The organism is Pseudoalteromonas fenneropenaei, from assembly GCF_042643375.1.
GTDB classification, from domain to species: Bacteria; Pseudomonadota; Gammaproteobacteria; order Enterobacterales; family Alteromonadaceae; genus Pseudoalteromonas; species Pseudoalteromonas fenneropenaei.
This window is the reverse complement of sequence record NZ_JBHRSD010000022.1, coordinates 1-16809: the sequence shown is the minus strand read 5'-3', so window position 1 is coordinate 16809 and position 16809 is coordinate 1. Positions and strand designations below refer to the sequence as shown.

At 45.7% G+C, this 16809-nt stretch carries 16 protein-coding genes; 8 read left to right on the top strand and 8 right to left on the bottom strand.

Translation table 11 applies throughout. The annotated features are described in order from the left end of the window. The first annotated feature begins 140 nt into the window (after positions 1 to 140). Positions 141 to 1697, top strand: coding sequence for a transcriptional regulator TyrR (gene tyrR, locus ACFOEE_RS12665; protein ID WP_377124791.1), 1557 nt, complete (start codon positions 141 to 143; stop codon positions 1695 to 1697). A 56-nt stretch (positions 1698 to 1753) separates the two neighbouring features. Here the strand turns inward: tyrR and ACFOEE_RS12660 are convergent, their stop codons facing one another. Further along, entirely contained in the window at positions 1754 to 2236 is a 483-nt protein-coding gene (locus ACFOEE_RS12660; RefSeq protein ID WP_377124789.1) for a hypothetical protein, read from the bottom strand. A 144-nt stretch (positions 2237 to 2380) separates the two neighbouring features. Here ACFOEE_RS12660 and ACFOEE_RS12655 point away from each other — a divergent pair, with 144 nt between their 5' ends. Continuing rightward, on the top strand, positions 2381 to 2929 hold the full coding sequence (locus tag ACFOEE_RS12655; protein ID WP_377124787.1) for a thioesterase family protein: 549 nt from the start codon (positions 2381 to 2383) through the stop codon (positions 2927 to 2929). 77 nt (positions 2930 to 3006) lie between these two features. Here ACFOEE_RS12655 and ACFOEE_RS12650 read toward each other — a convergent pair whose 3' ends face one another. Next, complete coding sequence (locus tag ACFOEE_RS12650) at positions 3007 to 3657, bottom strand: OmpW/AlkL family protein (protein ID WP_377124785.1); 651 nt, start codon at positions 3655 to 3657, stop codon at positions 3007 to 3009. 274 nt (positions 3658 to 3931) lie between these two features. Between ACFOEE_RS12650 and dapE the strand changes: the two genes are divergently transcribed. Both dapE and ACFOEE_RS12640 read left to right on the top strand, forming a co-directional pair. Then, entirely contained in the window at positions 3932 to 5107 is a 1176-nt protein-coding gene (gene dapE, locus ACFOEE_RS12645; protein WP_377125010.1) for a succinyl-diaminopimelate desuccinylase, read from the top strand. Positions 5108 to 5216: 109 nt separating this feature from the next. Beyond that, a complete protein-coding gene (locus ACFOEE_RS12640; protein WP_377124783.1) occupies positions 5217 to 6527 on the top strand; it encodes a M20 metallopeptidase family protein in 1311 nt (436 codons plus the stop codon). A gap of 145 nt (positions 6528 to 6672) precedes the next feature. Here the strand turns inward: ACFOEE_RS12640 and pilB are convergent, their stop codons facing one another. From pilB to ACFOEE_RS12615, 5 genes are all read right to left on the bottom strand, one after another. Continuing rightward, on the bottom strand, positions 6673 to 8358 hold the full coding sequence (pilB, locus tag ACFOEE_RS12635; RefSeq protein WP_377124781.1) for a type IV-A pilus assembly ATPase PilB: 1686 nt from the start codon (positions 8356 to 8358) through the stop codon (positions 6673 to 6675). Between the two features lie 137 nt (positions 8359 to 8495). After that, a complete protein-coding gene (gene coaE, locus ACFOEE_RS12630; protein ID WP_377124779.1) occupies positions 8496 to 9104 on the bottom strand; it encodes a dephospho-CoA kinase in 609 nt (202 codons plus the stop codon). Continuing rightward, positions 9104 to 9997, bottom strand: coding sequence for a prepilin peptidase (locus ACFOEE_RS12625; RefSeq protein ID WP_377124777.1), 894 nt, complete (start codon positions 9995 to 9997; stop codon positions 9104 to 9106). The genes coaE and ACFOEE_RS12625 overlap by 1 nt, the downstream gene beginning before the upstream one ends. 48 nt (positions 9998 to 10045) lie before the next feature. Beyond that, positions 10046 to 11275 carry a type II secretion system F family protein gene (locus ACFOEE_RS12620; protein ID WP_377124775.1) on the bottom strand — a complete coding sequence of 410 codons (1230 nt, stop codon included), beginning with the start codon at positions 11273 to 11275 and terminating at the stop codon, positions 10046 to 10048. 51 nt (positions 11276 to 11326) lie between these two features. Next, positions 11327 to 11758 (bottom strand): pilin, encoded by a 432-nt coding sequence (locus tag ACFOEE_RS12615; RefSeq protein WP_377124773.1) that lies wholly within the window; start codon positions 11756 to 11758, stop codon positions 11327 to 11329. A 150-nt stretch (positions 11759 to 11908) separates the two neighbouring features. Here ACFOEE_RS12615 and ACFOEE_RS12610 point away from each other — a divergent pair, with 150 nt between their 5' ends. After that, positions 11909 to 12277 carry a hypothetical protein gene (locus ACFOEE_RS12610; protein WP_377124771.1) on the top strand — a complete coding sequence of 123 codons (369 nt, stop codon included), beginning with the start codon at positions 11909 to 11911 and terminating at the stop codon, positions 12275 to 12277. A gap of 635 nt (positions 12278 to 12912) precedes the next feature. On the opposite strand, the gene nadC is transcribed toward ACFOEE_RS12610, so the two are convergent. Then, a complete protein-coding gene (gene nadC / locus ACFOEE_RS12605) occupies positions 12913 to 13770 on the bottom strand; it encodes a carboxylating nicotinate-nucleotide diphosphorylase (protein ID WP_377124769.1) in 858 nt (285 codons plus the stop codon). A 342-nt stretch (positions 13771 to 14112) separates the two neighbouring features. Here nadC and cspE point away from each other — a divergent pair, with 342 nt between their 5' ends. From cspE to ampE, 3 genes are all read left to right on the top strand, one after another. Continuing rightward, positions 14113 to 14325, top strand: coding sequence for a transcription antiterminator/RNA stability regulator CspE (gene cspE / locus ACFOEE_RS12600; protein ID WP_377124767.1), 213 nt, complete (start codon positions 14113 to 14115; stop codon positions 14323 to 14325). 632 nt (positions 14326 to 14957) lie between these two features. Next, positions 14958 to 15500: a 1,6-anhydro-N-acetylmuramyl-L-alanine amidase AmpD gene (gene ampD, locus ACFOEE_RS12595; RefSeq protein ID WP_377124765.1), complete on the top strand. Its 543-nt coding sequence runs from the start codon at positions 14958 to 14960 to the stop codon at positions 15498 to 15500. Between the two features lie 59 nt (positions 15501 to 15559). Next, entirely contained in the window at positions 15560 to 16411 is an 852-nt protein-coding gene (gene ampE, locus ACFOEE_RS12590; protein WP_377124763.1) for a beta-lactamase regulator AmpE, read from the top strand. The last annotated feature ends 398 nt before the right edge of the window (positions 16412 to 16809 follow it).

Here is a 16809-nt window from a genome sequence, read left to right as displayed (position 1 = left end):
GTACGCAAGAAGTATTATTTATGCCCAGCTGGCTTTCATCGCAAAAACTAAAGTGTTCAAAATTGTTTACAATCCTCTAGTCGGGCGTCTATTCTTAGAGTATGATCATCGCAAGTCACAAAACCCCTTTTGAGGAACAAATGCGTCTCGAGATCCACTGCGCAGATCGAATTGGTATTGCCCAAGAGATCCTGAATATTTTGGTAAAATATCGCGTAGATTTGAAAGGCATCGAGGTTGATTCTGTCAACTGTCGTATGTACGTCAGTTTTCCCCCAATTGAATTTGAGCAATTTAAAAAGATCATGCCTGAGATCCGTCTAATAGATGGTGTTGAAGATGTGCGTACGACCGCGTACTTGCCCTCAGAGCGTGAACATAATGAATTGAACACACTGCTAAGTGCGCTGCCAGACGGCATTATTTCCATCGATGCGAAAGGTTTTGTGCGCCATTGTAATGATGCTGCAGTGAAAGATTTGAATTTGCGCACTGCAGAGATAATAGGTTCGCCAATCAATAATTTGTTAAAAGGGTTTAACTTTACTCGCTGGCTTGAGGGGAAAGAGGTGCTTGGCCAGACGACTCGGGTAGAAGTTGCTGGTGAAGATTTCATTGCTGACATTCTGCCTATTTCTGTGCCACAAGGGCCAGAAGGTGATGTGCTGGCGGGGGCGGTGATTAATATCAAGTCACAAAGTCGTTTAGGACAGCAAGTCAGCGCATTTCGCCGTTATGGTCAAGAGAGTTTCGCCACCATTCATAGCCACAGCACGGCAATGCGTAAAGTCGTACGCGAAGCGCGCAAGATGGCGTTATTGGAAGCGCCGATTCTTATTACCGGCGAAACTGGCACTGGCAAAGAGTTACTTGCACGTGCGTGTCATTATGCGTCAAACCGTTCAGTCAAACCCTTTGTGGCGCTGTCGTGTGCATCGCTACCAGATGAAGTCGCTGAGTCTGAGCTGTTTGGTTATGCCGGCTATGATGAACACGTTACGCCAAAGCGTGGGGTGTTAGAACAAGCGGATGGTGGCACGGTATTTTTAGATGAAGTCGGCGAAATGTCGGCACAGCTGCAAACTAAACTACTGCGTTTCTTGCAGGATGGCACCTTCCGTAAGGTAGGTGGTGAAAGCGAAGTGAAAGTCAATGTACGGATCATCGCAGCAACGCAGAAAGATTTGCCAGCTATGGTACAGGAAGGCACGTTCCGTGAAGACTTGTATTATCGCATCAATGTGTTGACGCTTGAATTGTCCCCGCTACGTGAACGTAAAGCAGATATTGGCCCATTGACGGAGCACTTTGTGCAAAAATATGCGCAGCAAACTGGTCATGAAGCGCCAGTCATTGCCAAGCATTGTTTGGAATATTTGGAACAATATCCGTGGCCCGGTAATGTCCGCCAACTGGAAAACGCTGTGTATCGTGCTGTGTCTTTGCTTGATGGCAAAGAATTGCGCATCGAGCACTTACAACTGCCAAACTTTACCGATGACTTAGGATACTTAGATACGGATTTTGAAGGGTCGTTGGAAGATGCAGTAAAACGCTTTGAGGCAACCTTATTACGTAAGTTGTTCCCTGCTTATCCCAGTTCAAGGCAGTTAGCGAAACGCCTAGGATTAAGCCATACCGCGGTGGCGAATAAACTGCGCGAATATGGCATTAATCGTAAAACCGTAAAAGTATAACGAAACAGGCCGCTCAATGAGCGGCCTGTTTGTTTAAAGTGCTAAACTTGCGAACATTATTGTTTGGTGCCCATGTCTTTGGTCACGCCATCTAGTTTTACGTCTTCAACACCTTGTTGATTAAAGGTTATGGTAATACTGATGTTGTTGCGGGCAAGAAAGTAATCAATGCCGTTTAGGGTCAGCACATAATCACCTTTTACAGGTTGTGAAAACTGCTTTTTCTTAAGAGATACGAGGTGTTCACCGATTTGCCACTCAAAGCTTTCAATAAAACCTGGGGTAAATTCCTGCACCCACACTTTGCTATCGTCCTTACTTAAGGTCAGCGCCACTGAGTAAGATTCTGGCAGATCCATTTCATAACTTTTACTGCCGATACTAAACTGGCCAGTCTCAGCCTGCCAAGCAAAACCAAATTCAAACGGTTTTTCAGCTCCAGTTGGGTAGCCTACTTTACCATTGCCCGGTACGGTAAAGTCGGCCATACAAGGTAGACTTACCAAGGTCAATAAAAGCGCGCTAACTAATTGTTTCATTGCTAAAGTATCTTTGCGAATATTCTCTTTAGAGTAGATGAGTTGTGCTTGCTTAGCAACCAAAACCCACCGTAATCCAGCAGTTGAGCGTAATGATAATTGTGTTAGACTCAATACCTTGCTAACTGGTTAGACCATTTAATTATGAATCTGTATTTTCGTCTTTTATTACTGCTTTGGCGTATCAAGCGTAACGGCCAATATGAGTCGCTACTGTCACCTATCGACACAGAATTCCGAGCGTTGCCAAGCGATTGTGATATTAACCTACATTTAACTAACTCGCGTTATTTGGCCTTTATGGATTTAGCTCGCACTTGGTTGACAGAGCGGGTTGGTTTATTTGCTGCAATTTATAAGCGCCGCTGGTTTCCGATAGTAAACGCCACGGCCATCACTTACATTCGTGATATCAAACCGCTGCAAAAGTTTACGGTGACGACGCAATTGGTTGGTTGGGATCATAAATATTTTTATATTCAGCAAAACTTCCATTCTGAGCGTGGCTTACATGCCATTGCTTATGTGCGTGGCGTGTTTCGTAGCAAAAAGGGAGTGGTTGCAGTTGAGGAAATGCTCGAAGTCGCTGGTTTTACTGGTACTGCGCCTATCCTGCCAGCAGAAGTGATGCATTGGAAAGCGATGTTGGAAGAAAAAAAGTCTAGCAATCAAAAAATTGAAAAAGGCCACTGATGTGGCCCTGGGATTGAGAAAGTCAATATCATGAAAAGGTGAGGCCGATTGGCCTTGCCATATTTGTCAGGTGTGATTTAGAACGTGTATTTTACACCTAACATGGCAACAACAGGGTCAAGTTCAACGTCTGATGTGAGTGCTTTTACGCCATTGGCATACACAGTGGCATCAGTATTGATGTCGATTTTAGAGACCATGCCGTGAATACCCCATTTCTCGTCCAGCATGTAGTTAAAGCCCACTTGTACGGCTAAACCAAACGATGAGTCTAGATCTAGTTTCACATCATCTGTGCCTAAAGTGGCTTTTAGTGCCGCACTTGGTTCTTCGTCAAAAAACACGGTGTAGTTCACACCAATACCAACAAACGGGCGAAACGCAGATTCTTTACCAAAGAAATGGTATTGCGCTAGTAATGTTGGTGGTAGGTGTTTAACGTCAGCAATTTCAGCTCCTTTTAGGCCACCTTCGCCATTCACCGTGTGGCTAAACGGTGTCGCTGCTACTAGTTCGAATACGATGTTATCTGAGTAGGCGTAGTCAAACGTGATACCTAACTGAGTGTTCGCATCAGCACTTAAGCCAAGCGCGTTATTTTGGTCAATGGCAGAAGCTGAACTGGTTGGGTTCACATTAATCGCACCAACATTCACACTGAAGTTTGCGTGTGCTAAAGGGGCTGTCATCAATAGTGAAGTGAGTAATGCTGCGCTTAGTTTTTTCATTTTCATCTCCTGTGCCTATTCGGCTAATTCTCTTTGTTGCAAGCATTATTACGCTATGTGGCGCGGTAAAACCTGTTCTAGATCAAGTTTCACTTGTGGTGTGTTCAGAAGATTTTGAAAGTTTGATTTAGATTAAGTTTTCCGAGGTTCGTTACTTACAGTAGTACGGCAAAGTTGCGGATTGACATGTGCTCGCCATCTTAGCGCCATAAATTCATCATATTGGCTTGCTGTAATGGACTCTCAAGTTCGCCACTTAATTGCAACCATGAAAATGACACATCAGCAATCCAAGCCATTTGTCAAAGCCACAGCGCTTAGCCACTTACAAACTTTAGTTCAGGCCCCTTCAGTAACGCCAAGCGATGCTGGGTTACTGGATTGGCTGTCTAGGCAGCTAAGTGTGCTGGGCTTTACTTTAACGCGCTTGCCTGTGGCAGGTGTAGATAATTTAGTTGCGGTAAAACACTTTGCTCCTGGGCCGAGTTTGGCGTTTGCCGGACATGTCGATGTGGTGCCCGCTAAGGGGAGTGGGTGGCGTGCAGAGCCATTTGCCGCGGCCATTTTAGATGGTGCTGTTTATGGTCGTGGGACCTGCGATATGAAAGGGGGCATAGCCGCGATGTTGGCGGCTTGTCAGCAGTTTATTAGCGATGATGGACAAATGCAGGAGCGGCGCGGCAGCTTGTATTGGCTTATCACCAGTGATGAAGAGGGTGAGGCGGAACATGGCTCAAAAGTCATTGCCGAATATCTGCAGCAGCAAGGCATAGCGCTAGATGCGTGTTTAGTTGGGGAGCCCACAGCTGAACTTAGAGTAGGTGACACCATAAAGAATGGGCGTCGCGGGGCGATTTCTGGACGGATCGTTATTAAAGGTAAAGCAGGTCATGTGGCGTATCCACAAAATACCGTTAATGCCGCGCATTTGGCAGGTAAAATAGTCTGTGCCTTAGCTGAAGTGAGTTGGCCGCTAGATTTACCCGGCTCAAGTACCTCGCTGCAGATAACAGGCGTGAATGTTGCCAATGTGGTCGATAATTTAGTTCCAGCGAGCTGTGAAATTACCTTTAACATTCGTTATGGCCATGGTTATAAAGGTGACGACGTGATGGCCAATATCGCAGCCTTACTGCAGCCTTGGGCTGATAATTGTGACTTACAGTGGGAGCGGCCGTGCGAACCCTATTATACTGGCGCCCGCACAGAAGGTTGTTTTTTGAGCCTAGTTGAACACGCTATTTTTCAGCGCACGGGTCAATATCCACAGCTTAGCACAGCTGGTGGCACGTCTGATGGACGATTTTTTGCCACAGGTGCAACTCAAGTGATTGAAGTGGGTGTACGAAATCATACTATCCATCAAGTGAATGAGCATTTACCGCTAGCCGACTTGGATGCGATTGAAGGGATTTATTATCAAATACTGGAGAACTATTTCTCGCGGTAATAGCTAGCACTAGCAACGCTAAGCCACGTCAAACATTAGCCGTGGCTTATTAGCATTCAGCCTTGGCCTGTGCTAGTTTGGTTTAACAATAACAATCAAAGGCTTTGCTATGAAATTTTTGTTCTCTTCAGTGATGCTGGCGTTATCCGCGAGTGTTTCAGCCAATACCCTTGACGCGCAATTACAACAACGCTTGCCAGCGTTAGAAGCGCTCTATTTACATTTGCACCAGAATCCAGAATTGTCGTATCACGAAGTGGCGACAGCGAAACGTCTAGCGGATGAATTTAAACAACTTGGCCTTACAGTAACCGAACAAGTGGGAGGAACTGGAGTAGTGGCGCTATATCGCAATGGTGATGGCCCCACTGTGATGATCCGCGCGGATACCGATGGTCTACCAATTACTGAAGAAACCGGCAAACCCTATGCTTCTAAAGTGACTACGACAGGTAGTAATGCGCAGACAGTTGGGGTAATGCACGGTTGTGGTCATGATATTCATATGACCAGTTTGGTCGGTACCGCGCAGCAGCTAATGGCTAATAAAGATAAATGGCAGGGCACATTGATGTTAGTTGCCCAGCCTGCGGAAGAAGTGGGCGGCGGTGCCAAGGCAATGCTCAAAGAGGGCTTATTTAGCCGTTTTGCCAAGCCGGATTATGTGCTTGGTTTACACGTCAGCGCCAATGTGCCAGCTGGTCAAGTGGCGATAGCGCCAGGGTACGCGCTTGCTAATGTGGACTCAGTTGACATCACAGTGAAAGGCAAAGGCGGCCATGGCGCTTATCCTCATACCACCATTGATCCAGTAGTAATTGCGGCGCGTTTAGTGTTGGCATTACAGACCATCACCAGCCGAGAAATATCGCCATTGAAACCGTCGGTTATTACCGTTGGGGCAATCCATGGTGGCTCAAAGCACAATGTTATTTCTAACGAAGTGAAGTTACAACTGACGTTACGCTCATATGACCCTGCGGTGCGCGACCAACAAGTCGCAGCAATTAAACGCGTCGCTGAAGGTATTGCGCTAAGTGCTGGGTTGCCAGCAGAGCTCATGCCTGAAGTGTACGTGCATGAAGATGAGCGTATTCCATCGACTTATAATGACCCAGCACTGGCAACGCGGGTCACTGCCAGTATTAAAGAGGCGATTGGTGCTGCGCAGGTGCAGCAGGCTGAACCTGTTATGGCCGGTGAAGATTTTGGTTTGTATGGCCGCACTGATGAAGCTGTGCCTATCACCATTTTTTGGTTAGGTGGAGTTGAACCTGCGCAGTATCAGCAAAGTATTGCAACGGGTGAAAGCTTACCGTCATTACACTCAAGCAAATTTGCGCCAGATTATCCGCTCACCATTAAAACCGGTGTCACCGCCATGACCAAAAGTGCGTTAGATCTGTTTAACCAAAAATAGTTACTTTCGCCCCCATAAGGAGACCTTGTTAAGCTTAGCCTTAATAAGCTGTTCTAGAATTAGCGCGACATAAAGTCGCGCCCACAGGGGTAAAACAACAAGGTGGGGTTTTACACCCCGCAAGGTTGAGAGTTTTGGAGCGGGGCTAATAGCTGGTCACGCGGTTGATTTCGGCCAGTGAGCTCATTCCCGCCGCGGCCTTTCGAAGGCCGGATTCGCGTAAATTGGCGAAGCCTGCTTTTAGCGACATTTCAGCAATTTCCAAACTATTGCCGCCACGCATAATCACTTGGGCAATTTCAGGGGTGATCTTCATCACTTCGTAAATACCCACTCGACCTTTGTAACCATCAGTACAATGGTCGCAGCCTTTTGGTGCATACAGGGTTATTTTATCCAGCTGGGATTCTTTAAAACCTTGTTTTAAAAGCTCTTCTTTTGGCAGCGTTTCAGGTTGCTTGCATTTTGGACATAGACGGCGCGCCAGCCGCTGGGCGATAATAAGACTAATCGAGCTGGCCACGTTATAAGCTGGTACTCCCATATTGAGTAGCCGCGTTAGGGTTTCTGGCGCCGAGTTGGTATGGAGCGTGCTTAATACCAAGTGACCCGTTTGCGCTGCTTTAATGGCAATTTCGGCAGTTTCAAGGTCGCGGATCTCACCCACCATCACTACGTCAGGGTCTTGACGTAAAAACGCCCGCAGCGCATTGGCGAAAGTCATATCGGCTTTTGGGTTGATCTGCACTTGGTTAACCCCTTCAAGGTTAATTTCAACCGGATCTTCCGCGGTACTGATATTGGTCTCAGGCTTATTAAGAATATTCAAACCGGTATAGAGTGACACCGTTTTACCTGAGCCGGTTGGGCCTGTGACTAAGATCATGCCTTGCGGTTGGTTGAGGGCATCAAGATAGAGCTGCTTTTGTTCTGGCTCATAACCGAGTACATCAATCCCGAGCATAGCGCTGGATGAGTCGAGAATACGCATTACGATTTTTTCACCCCACATGGTCGGCAGGGTGCTGACCCGGAAGTCGATGCTTTTGCGGTCAGAGATCTTGAGCTTAATACGACCATCCTGTGGCTTACGCTTTTCAGCAATGTCTAAGCGCGACATAACCTTGATACGTGCGGATAAACGGTTCGACAGGGTAATAGGTGGGCTTGCCATTTCATGCAAAATACCGTCAATGCGAAAACGAATGCGGTATTTGTGTTCGTAAGGCTCAAAGTGGAGATCCGATGCGCCTTTTTTAATCGCATCCATCAGGATTTTATTGATATAAACAATGATGGGCGCATCGTCTTTTTCTTTGTCGTCATCTTGCTGTTGCTGACTAGTTGGGCCATCGTCGGTTTCAAGTTTGCTGAATTCTTTGAATTCATCTTCGTTCATATTGAGGCCACTGGTGGCATCAAATAACGAATCAATTTTCTTCTCTAACTGGCGGTAGTCGACCACCACCACTTCGCATTGTAAACCTGTGCTAAATTCAAAGTTTTCCAAAGCGCCGTAATCGGTTGGATCAGACGCTGCAACATACAGCTTACGGCCGCGTTTGCAGAGCGGTAAAATATGGTGCTGGCGAATGAGTTTTTCTTTGACCAGCTCTTTGGGAATGGACTCAATATCAAAGTCATTTAAATCAAAGTAGGGCACGCGAAACAAATCAAGGCATTGTTCTGCGAGTGCTTTGCCGTCCATGCCACTACATAGAGAGATTAGCTCAGCGACTGAATGTGCGTCGTGTTGTTTACTTTTGACTTGCTCTGCGGTCACTCGACCTAAAGTCATAAATTTACGCAGTAGTGGTGAATTCTGATCCATACTTCAATCCAGTTCTTGAGTCGTGAAAATAAACGGTATTAGCTAGGCTGTATTGGGGAAGCCGTTTAAAAAGATAAACTTTTCATTATTCTAATCATCATTCCTGGTACCATTTTAGTAAGGGAACGCTTACTTGGCTATCTTTGTTGCTGCGCTTTTAGCAAATAGCCTTGATGGTACTGCTTAAGCTTTGCCAAGGTGTCGGCAAGTGCACCGCTGTTATCTAAAATATCATCGGCAAGGGCGCGCTTTTGCTCCCGTGGCATTTGCGCCGCAATAATTTGCTCGACTTGCTCAGAGGTTACGCCATCACGCTGGGTAGTACGTGCCAATTGCAGCTCGACCGGCACATCCACTAACAAAGTGTGGTTACATAGTGTTTGTAGCTTGTTTTCAAATAGCAAAGGCGCAGAAAGCACCACATAAGCGCTTTGGCTATGTGCTAACGCCTCAAGTATCTGAGTGCGAATAAGCGGGTGCAACAAGTTGTTTAGCCAAGTTTTTTGCGCGGCGTCGGCAAAAATAATCGCGCGTAATTGCGCACGGTCTAAGCTGCCATCGGCAAGTAATATAGCCTTGCCAAAATGTGCGGCAATTTGCCTAAGACCAACTGAACCTGGTTGTACGACTTGTCGGGCAATCACATCGGCATCTACAATCTCAATACCAAACCGTGCTAACTCATCGCTAATCGCGGTTTTACCGGCGCCAATCCCGCCTGTGAGGCCTAAAATCCACTTTGCCATTAGCTTAATAATCCAAAATACCAAGTTTGCAGTGCGTCACCCCACAGCATTGCAATCCAACCCGCAATGGCAATATATGGCCCAAACGGAATGGGAGTGGCTTTGTCTTTGCCCTGAATGCTGAGTTGAATGCTACCAATAATGGCGCCCACTAAGCTTGAGAGTAAAATGATCAGTAAAAGCGCCTGCCAACCGAGCAGGGCGCCAAATACGGCAAGCAATTTAAAGTCGCCATAGCCCATACCTTCTTTGCCTGTAAGGAGTTTAAATGCCCAAAATACACACCACAGCGACATATAACCAATTGCAGCGCCTAAAATTGCCTCAGCAGGTGGAATAGTGATACCAAAAGCGGCGGCAAGTAAGGCAAACCATAACAGCGGCAAGGTGATTTGGTCGGGCAGCAACATATGGTCAATATCAATAAAGGTGAGGGCGATAAGTGCGCAGGTGACCACAATATACGTGAGCGCCAAAGTGGAGGCGCCAAGCTGCCATGCCACTACCACCGAGAGCAGCGCGGTAAGCATTTCAATTATTGGATAGCGGCTACTTATTTTGCTGTGACATTGACCACATTGGCCTTTAAGCAGCAGCCAGCTCAGTAGCGGAATATTTTGCCAAATTTTGATAGGAGTCTGGCAGCTCGGGCAATGCGAATGTGGCAATACCAAGTTAAATACGGGCTGGTTGCCGACTGTATTAGTTTTAAGTTCATCCGCTAACAGTGTGCGACATTCGTTTTGCCACTCGTTTTGCATCATTTTGGGTAAACGATAAATCACCACATTGAGAAAACTGCCAATGCACAAAGTGGTTAGTGCTACAGTGAGGAGATAAAAAGCAAGGTTGCTTTGCAACAGCGCCAAAGTTTGGCTAAAAAGTTCGAGCATGGCTAGGTTTTCCAAATTAACTGCAAGGCCAAAAAATACAACGCCAGTTTAAATCACTGAACCCAGTTGGAAAATCGGTAAATACATGGCAACAATTAAACCGCCGACCAGCACCCCAAGCACCGCCATAATTAGAGGCTCTAATAAGCTCGAGAGGCCATCAACCGCATCATCAACTTCCTGCTCATAAATGCTGGCTACTTTGGCGAGCATGCTATCGAGCGAGCCGGATTCTTCGCCGATAGACACCATTTGCACCACCATATCGGGGAAGATTTTAGTATTACGCATTGCCCAGTTCATTTGATTGCCTGAGCTAACTTCGCCTTTAATATCGACAATGGCATCACGGTAAATCACATTACCGGAAGCGCCTGCGGCAGAATCAAGCGCATCAACTAAGGGGACGCCAGCTGCAAAGGTGGTGGAAAGGGTACGCGCATAGCGGGCAACCGCAGCCTTTTTTAAAATATCGCCTACAACGGGTAGCTGCAACACCATGCGGTCGTTAAAGTTACGCAGCGGTTTGCTTTTAATCAGCATTTCTTTATAGGCGTAAATAAAGCCGCCAATAGCAAATAGTATCACCCACCAATACGCTTGCATAAATTCAGACAAGGCTATCACCATTAAGGTAAAAGCAGGGAGTTCAGCACCAAAACCATTAAAAATATCTTGGAACTGCGGTACTACAAACACCAGTAAGATTGAAGTAACGATAAGCGCTACAACAATAACAGCGATAGGGTAGAACATCGCCTTTTTTATTTTTGATTTAAGCGCTTCGGCTTTTTCTTTATAGAGTGCCACGCGGTCAAAAATACGGTCTAAGGCGCCAGATTGTTCACCAGAATGGATTAAATCGCAGTATAAATCATCAAAATAGCGCGGGTGTTCACGTAGCGCCTTGGCAAGTGGCTGACCGGCTTTGACTTCATCGGAGATTTTTTCCATTAAGCGCGTAACCGCTTTATTTTTAGTGCCCGAGGCTATCATATCAATTGATTGAATCAGCGGCACACCTGCGGTAAGCATAGTGGCAATTTGCCGAGTGAGAATCGCAATATCGCGAGCAGAGACCTTGTCGGTACTGGCAAAACTAAATAAGGCTTTAGGTTTACGTTTAACTTTGGAAGGGGTAATACCTTGTTTACGCAGTTGCGCTTTAACTAGGGCAATACTTTGTGCAGTCATTTCGCCCTCAAGTTTTTTACCGCGAGCACTTACACCAGTCCAAATAAATGTATCTGCGGATTCAGCAGTTGATTTTTTTTGCATGTCTATTGAGTAAATGTCAGTTGCGGTGGCTTAACCACCGCAATTCCTAACTTAACATAGATTTGTAATTGTGGATTCAGTACAAGTACCACCTTTTGCAAATATATATGTTGATGGATTTTCACCAGCTTTGATTGTTGGAGGTGTCAACGTATATGTAAAACCGCCTGCATTAGCGGTTCCTGTCGCTGTAATAATTCCGCCTGCTTCAATTTTAAGAGAAGCTAGGCCATTGTTTGCTACTGGCTGGGTAATACCTAATTCTTCAAATGTGTCACAAGACGCAATCACATTGTTATTTGTTTGCATACATTCTGCCATAGTAAATTTTACAGATTCGGCTGCAGTCACAACCTCTGTAAAGCGAGCTTTTACAGTGTAATTTTGATAAGCAGGCAACGCTACTGCCGCCAAAATACCGATAATTGCTACTACAATCATTAATTCAATTAGGGTAAAACCCTGTTGCTTTTGTTGCGTCATCTTTTCTTCTCCTAAGGATTAAATAAAAGATACTCGTACCAAATTTGGCACGCGTACCGAATCTAACAAAGTCACAACCCCAAGGTATCCTTAGCTGAGTTGTACAAGCCGACTACGGCTTATTATAAGTTAAAGCAGGAGTTTGTCAGTTTGCCAAGTGACTTACAGGACTTAATTCTGCTTGCTACGTTCACTTTAATGCCTAATGATGATGGTAACAAGAAATTATCATTCTTAAATCGTATTTTTGTAATGCGAATCAAGGTTTGGCGTTTTTGTAGCCAATTTGTAGCGCTAAAACTGGCCATCTTAACGGCCGTTTTTAACTTTTTGTTACAACATCAAACTTTATTCGTATTTAACGGCGTTTGCACGGTTTTGTCAATGGCTTGTGCCTTAAATCGGATTACAGCGGATTACCGTATAAAAATGATGACAGAACAGAATAGATTGTGTGGTCTTTTTGAGGGCGCGATTTTATATCACGCATTTAACCAATCACAACGCAGTTTCGGTTAAAAACTTGCGGGGTGTAAAACCCCGCCTACAGGTGACTGGTGTGGAGCGTTTGTAGGCGCGATTTTATATCGCGCATTTAACCAATCACAACGCAGTTTCGGTTAAAAACTTGCGGGGTGTAAAACCCCGCCTGCAGGTGACTGGTGTGGAGCGTTTGTGGGCGCGATTTTATATCGCGCATTTAACCACCCAAACTGCAGTTTCGGTTAAAAACTTGCGGGGTGTAAAACCCCGCCTATAGGTGACTGGTGTGGAGTGTTTGTAGGCGCGATTTTATATCGCGCATTTAAGCAATCACAACGCAGTTTCGGTTAAAAACTTGCGGGGTGTAAAACCCCGCCTACAGGTGACTGGTGTGGAGTGTTTGTAGGCGCGATTTTATATCGCGCATTTAACCAATCACAACGCAGTTTCGGTTAAAAACTTGCGGGGTGTAAAACCCCGCCTACAGGTGACTGGTGTGGAGCGTTTGTAGGCGCGATTTTATATCGCGCATTTAACCAATCAAACTGCAGTTTCGGTTAAAAACTTGCGGGGTGTAAAACCCCGCCTACAGGTGACTGGTGTGGAGCTTTTGTAGGCGCGATTTTATATCGCGCATTTAACCTGTGAGGGGGTCGGAGAGCTGACTAAACTTATTCAAAGCGCATGGAAAGGTCGATGCTTTGTACGTTTTTAGTGAGTGCGCCGCTTGAGATATAATCAATGCCAGCTTGGGCATAGGTGCGTAATGTATCTATGGTCATATTGCCAGACACTTCAAGCTTGGCTTTGCCTGCGGTGGTGATTACCGCTTGCTGAATATCCGCTACGCTGAAATTATCCAGCATAATAATGTCGGCGCCCGCATCCAGCGCTTGTTGTAGCTCAGCTAGGTTTTCTACTTCCACCTCGACAGGTTTACCTGGATGATTTTGTTTGGCTGTGGCGACTGCTTTGGCGATACCACCGCACGCTGCAATGTGGTTTTCTTTAATTAAGAAGGCATCGAAAAGGCCAATACGATGGTTTTTGCCACCGCCACAAGTGACAGCATACTTTTGCAGGGCGCGTAAACCCGGCACGGTTTTACGTGTGTCTAATAACTGGGTATTAGAATCGGCCAATTCTTTAACATAGTGTGCTGTGGTAGTCGCCGTACCTGAGAGGGTTTGCACAAAGTTCAGGGCGGTGCGCTCTGCGGTTAAAATCGCGCGCGAACTACCTTTAGCAGTAAAAAGGCGGCTATTGGCTGGTACAAAATCACCATCATTTACTAGCACTTCAACTTCTACACTGCTGTCGACTTGTCTAAACACTTCCAAAATCAAATCTTTACCGCAGAATACGCAGTCTTCACGGGTGATCACAAAAGCTTGGCTTTGTTGAGTCGCTGGAATTAGCTGGGCGGTAATATCACCGTCAGCGGCAGATTGGTAATTCAGGTCTTCATCCAGCGCGAGCTTTACTAGCTGGCTAATAAGTGAAGCGGGAACGTGGTTTGAAATCGACATATTGGTCTCTTGCAGTTGGAGGAGAGAAACAAGTGGCGCAATTTTACGGCGTTTTGTCTTGATGTACAAATGTACTAAAGCAGTAGCGCAAAGTACAAATCCGAGAATTTTCTATTTACTTAATTGCTGTGGTCAAAAAATAATCTAAAAAAGAATCGACAGGGGCAAATAACTATGTATAATGGCGGTGAGTTTGTACGAAGTATGATTTATTTGTTGTCCGCTACACGTTGTTGTTTGCGTCTTTGCGAAAACCTACTAGCACCACCATGTAATATTCAGAGTACTCACGTTAAACGCAAATTTATTTGCTAAAGTTATTTTTTAAAAAAGGTTTTTCAAATGTCTCAAAATTCAACTGGTTCAGTAAAGTGGTTCAACGAGTCTAAAGGTTTTGGTTTCATCACTCAAGACGACGGCGGCCGTGACGTATTCGTACACTTCAGCGCAATCAAAGCTGACGGTTTCCGCGTACTAACTGAAGGTCAACGCGTAAGCTACACAGTGACTAACGGCGCTAAAGGCCCACAAGCTGAAAACGTAGCTGTACTTTAATTAGTGCGTTCGATGCGTGGCACTGCGCCGCGCATACTGCGCATCGACAACCTTGTCGGTGCGTTTGTTCTATCCAGTCTAAGACATTTCGCCTCTTTTCATTCGAGATCCATCCATGAAAAATTCGCAAAATGCTGGACACTTTGTTCACATATCACTTCCTGTTATCTCTGTTTCAATCAATAAAAGCTGCGTAGCAATTAAAGATCAAAACGGTAATCGTAATTTAACCTTTAGTGATGTAAAAGCGCGTCGACAATTCCTCAATTGGCTATATAGTCAAGCGATTTAACCTTGTCTTTCGCCTCGCTCGCTCCATTGCTCTAAAGCCTATTAAGCCTAAGTTGCGTGGGGCGTTTGCCATTTTTGCTGTGTGCGTTGTGTCCTACAACCGCTTTCAAGTCCATCCTAGATTTAAGCAAATTTAGCCAATCACTTATAACTCCACCTTGTTGCTCTTTTCTTCGCTGTCCTAGCGTCCGCTATTCACAATCATACCTTTGTCATAAGTTTAATATTTTACCGTCTTTTTTCATCCACTTAATCGACATTGCTAAGTGCCAGCAAGCTGGCATGAAGTGCTGTTCCTTGATATGTTATAGGCACTTTAACTAAGCCGAGTGCTGTTGAGAATGGAAGTTAAGGCGCACCAAGTTGTCGCTGCACGTTGTTTTAAGTCGCCACATTATGACGAGCGCCCGCTGGGGGCTGAGATCAGCCTGCTAGTCGTGCATTGTATTTCGCTGCCCCGCGGCGTGTATGGGACGCCTTATATTCACGATTTGTTTATGGGTTACTTAGATTGCAGTGCTGATGACAGTTTTGTTGATTTGCGCGGCGTGCGTGTTTCTGCCCATGGTGTAATAGATAGACTCGGTGTGTTTACCCAGTACGTCGATTTTGACAAGCGCGCATGGCACGCCGGGCCATCCAGCTATGCAGGTGTTGAACGTTGCAACGACTTTAGTATAGGTATTGAGCTTGAAGGTGTAGACGACGGTGAATACACCCAAGCGCAATACCATACGCTGGCATCGCTCACTAAGGCATTGTTAACGGCTTACCCTAAGCTCACTTCAGAGCGAATTGTGGGGCACAGTGATATTGCGCCGGGGCGAAAAACTGACCCCGGTATGGGTTTTGATTGGACATATTTTCGGGCATTATTAGCATAGTCTTAGCGAGAGCTTAGCCGTATGGCTGCATGTTAACTGCTTTTAAAGAAGGAAACAGCATGGTTTTAATTTCAATTATCTTAGCCTTAATTATTGAAAGGCTAGGGGCACGGGCCAACTATTGGCAAGTGGATTACTATATGCAGCAATACTACCAACGTAGCCAAAAGCATCTGCAACCTGATGGTATGCTAGGCAAGCCGTTAGGCTTTTTACTGTGGTTGCTCTTGCCGGTGGTGGCAATCGTATTATTGGTGCGATTTTCTGACTTTGTGCTGTGGCACTTAGTTGCCAATATTTGCGTGCTGTTGGTGGCATTTGGTTGTGCGCAAATGCGCGCCCACTACAAAGGTTACTTAAATGCTTTGAGTAGAGGTGACAACGAAGCGGCAACGCTGTATGCCTTGCAAATGGGGCAACGTCGTACCGAATTTGAGCGTGGTGGTGAAACTTTTGGCCAAACCTTAGCTTGGCTGAACTTTCGCCATTATTGCGCAGTGATTTTCTGGTTTGTGATCCTCGGTGCGCCAGGTGCGATACTCTATGCAGTGATAAGAACGGTGGCAGACTGGGTTTATCATGATAAAGAACATCCTTTACGGCCATTTAAGCGCGGGTTACAGCGCACATTGTTTTGGTTGGATTGGTTACCAGCGCGGGTGGCCAGTTTTGGCTTTTTGATCATAGGTAACTTTTCCCAAGGCACCAGTTGCTGGCTGCGTTATTTGCTTGATTTCAAGAGCTGTAATCGTAAGGTTGTGACTTCGACTGCACTAGCCGCGGAACAAATCGAACAGCAACATTTTGGTTGCACTTACGAAGCCACCTGTATGATGCGCTTAGTCAAACGTAATATTCTGTTTTATTTAGTATTAATCGCGCTATTAACCTTGTTTGGGATAGTTGCTTAAGGGCGTTTTAATGATAGTGGTTTTGCGCGATATAAAATCGCGCCTACAAGTGAGTTTATTCCCCGCGTTGTAGGCGGGTTTTCACACCCCCCCTCATTTTAGGCGGTTTTGCGCGATATAAAATCGCGCCTACAAGAGGTTTTATTCCCTGTGTTGTAGGCGGGGTTTTACACCCCGCTGATTTTAGGCGGTTTTGCGCGATATAAAATCGCGCCTACAAGAGGGTTTATTCCCTGCGTTGTAGGCGGGGTTTTATACCCCGCTGATTTTAGGCGGTTTTGCGTGATGTAAAATCACACCTACAAGTGAGTTTATTCCCTGTATTGTAGGCGGGGTTTCACACCAGGGCAAGAGCATGAAAAATCACTTGCTATTCAATACCTTTTCTAAATAGCACT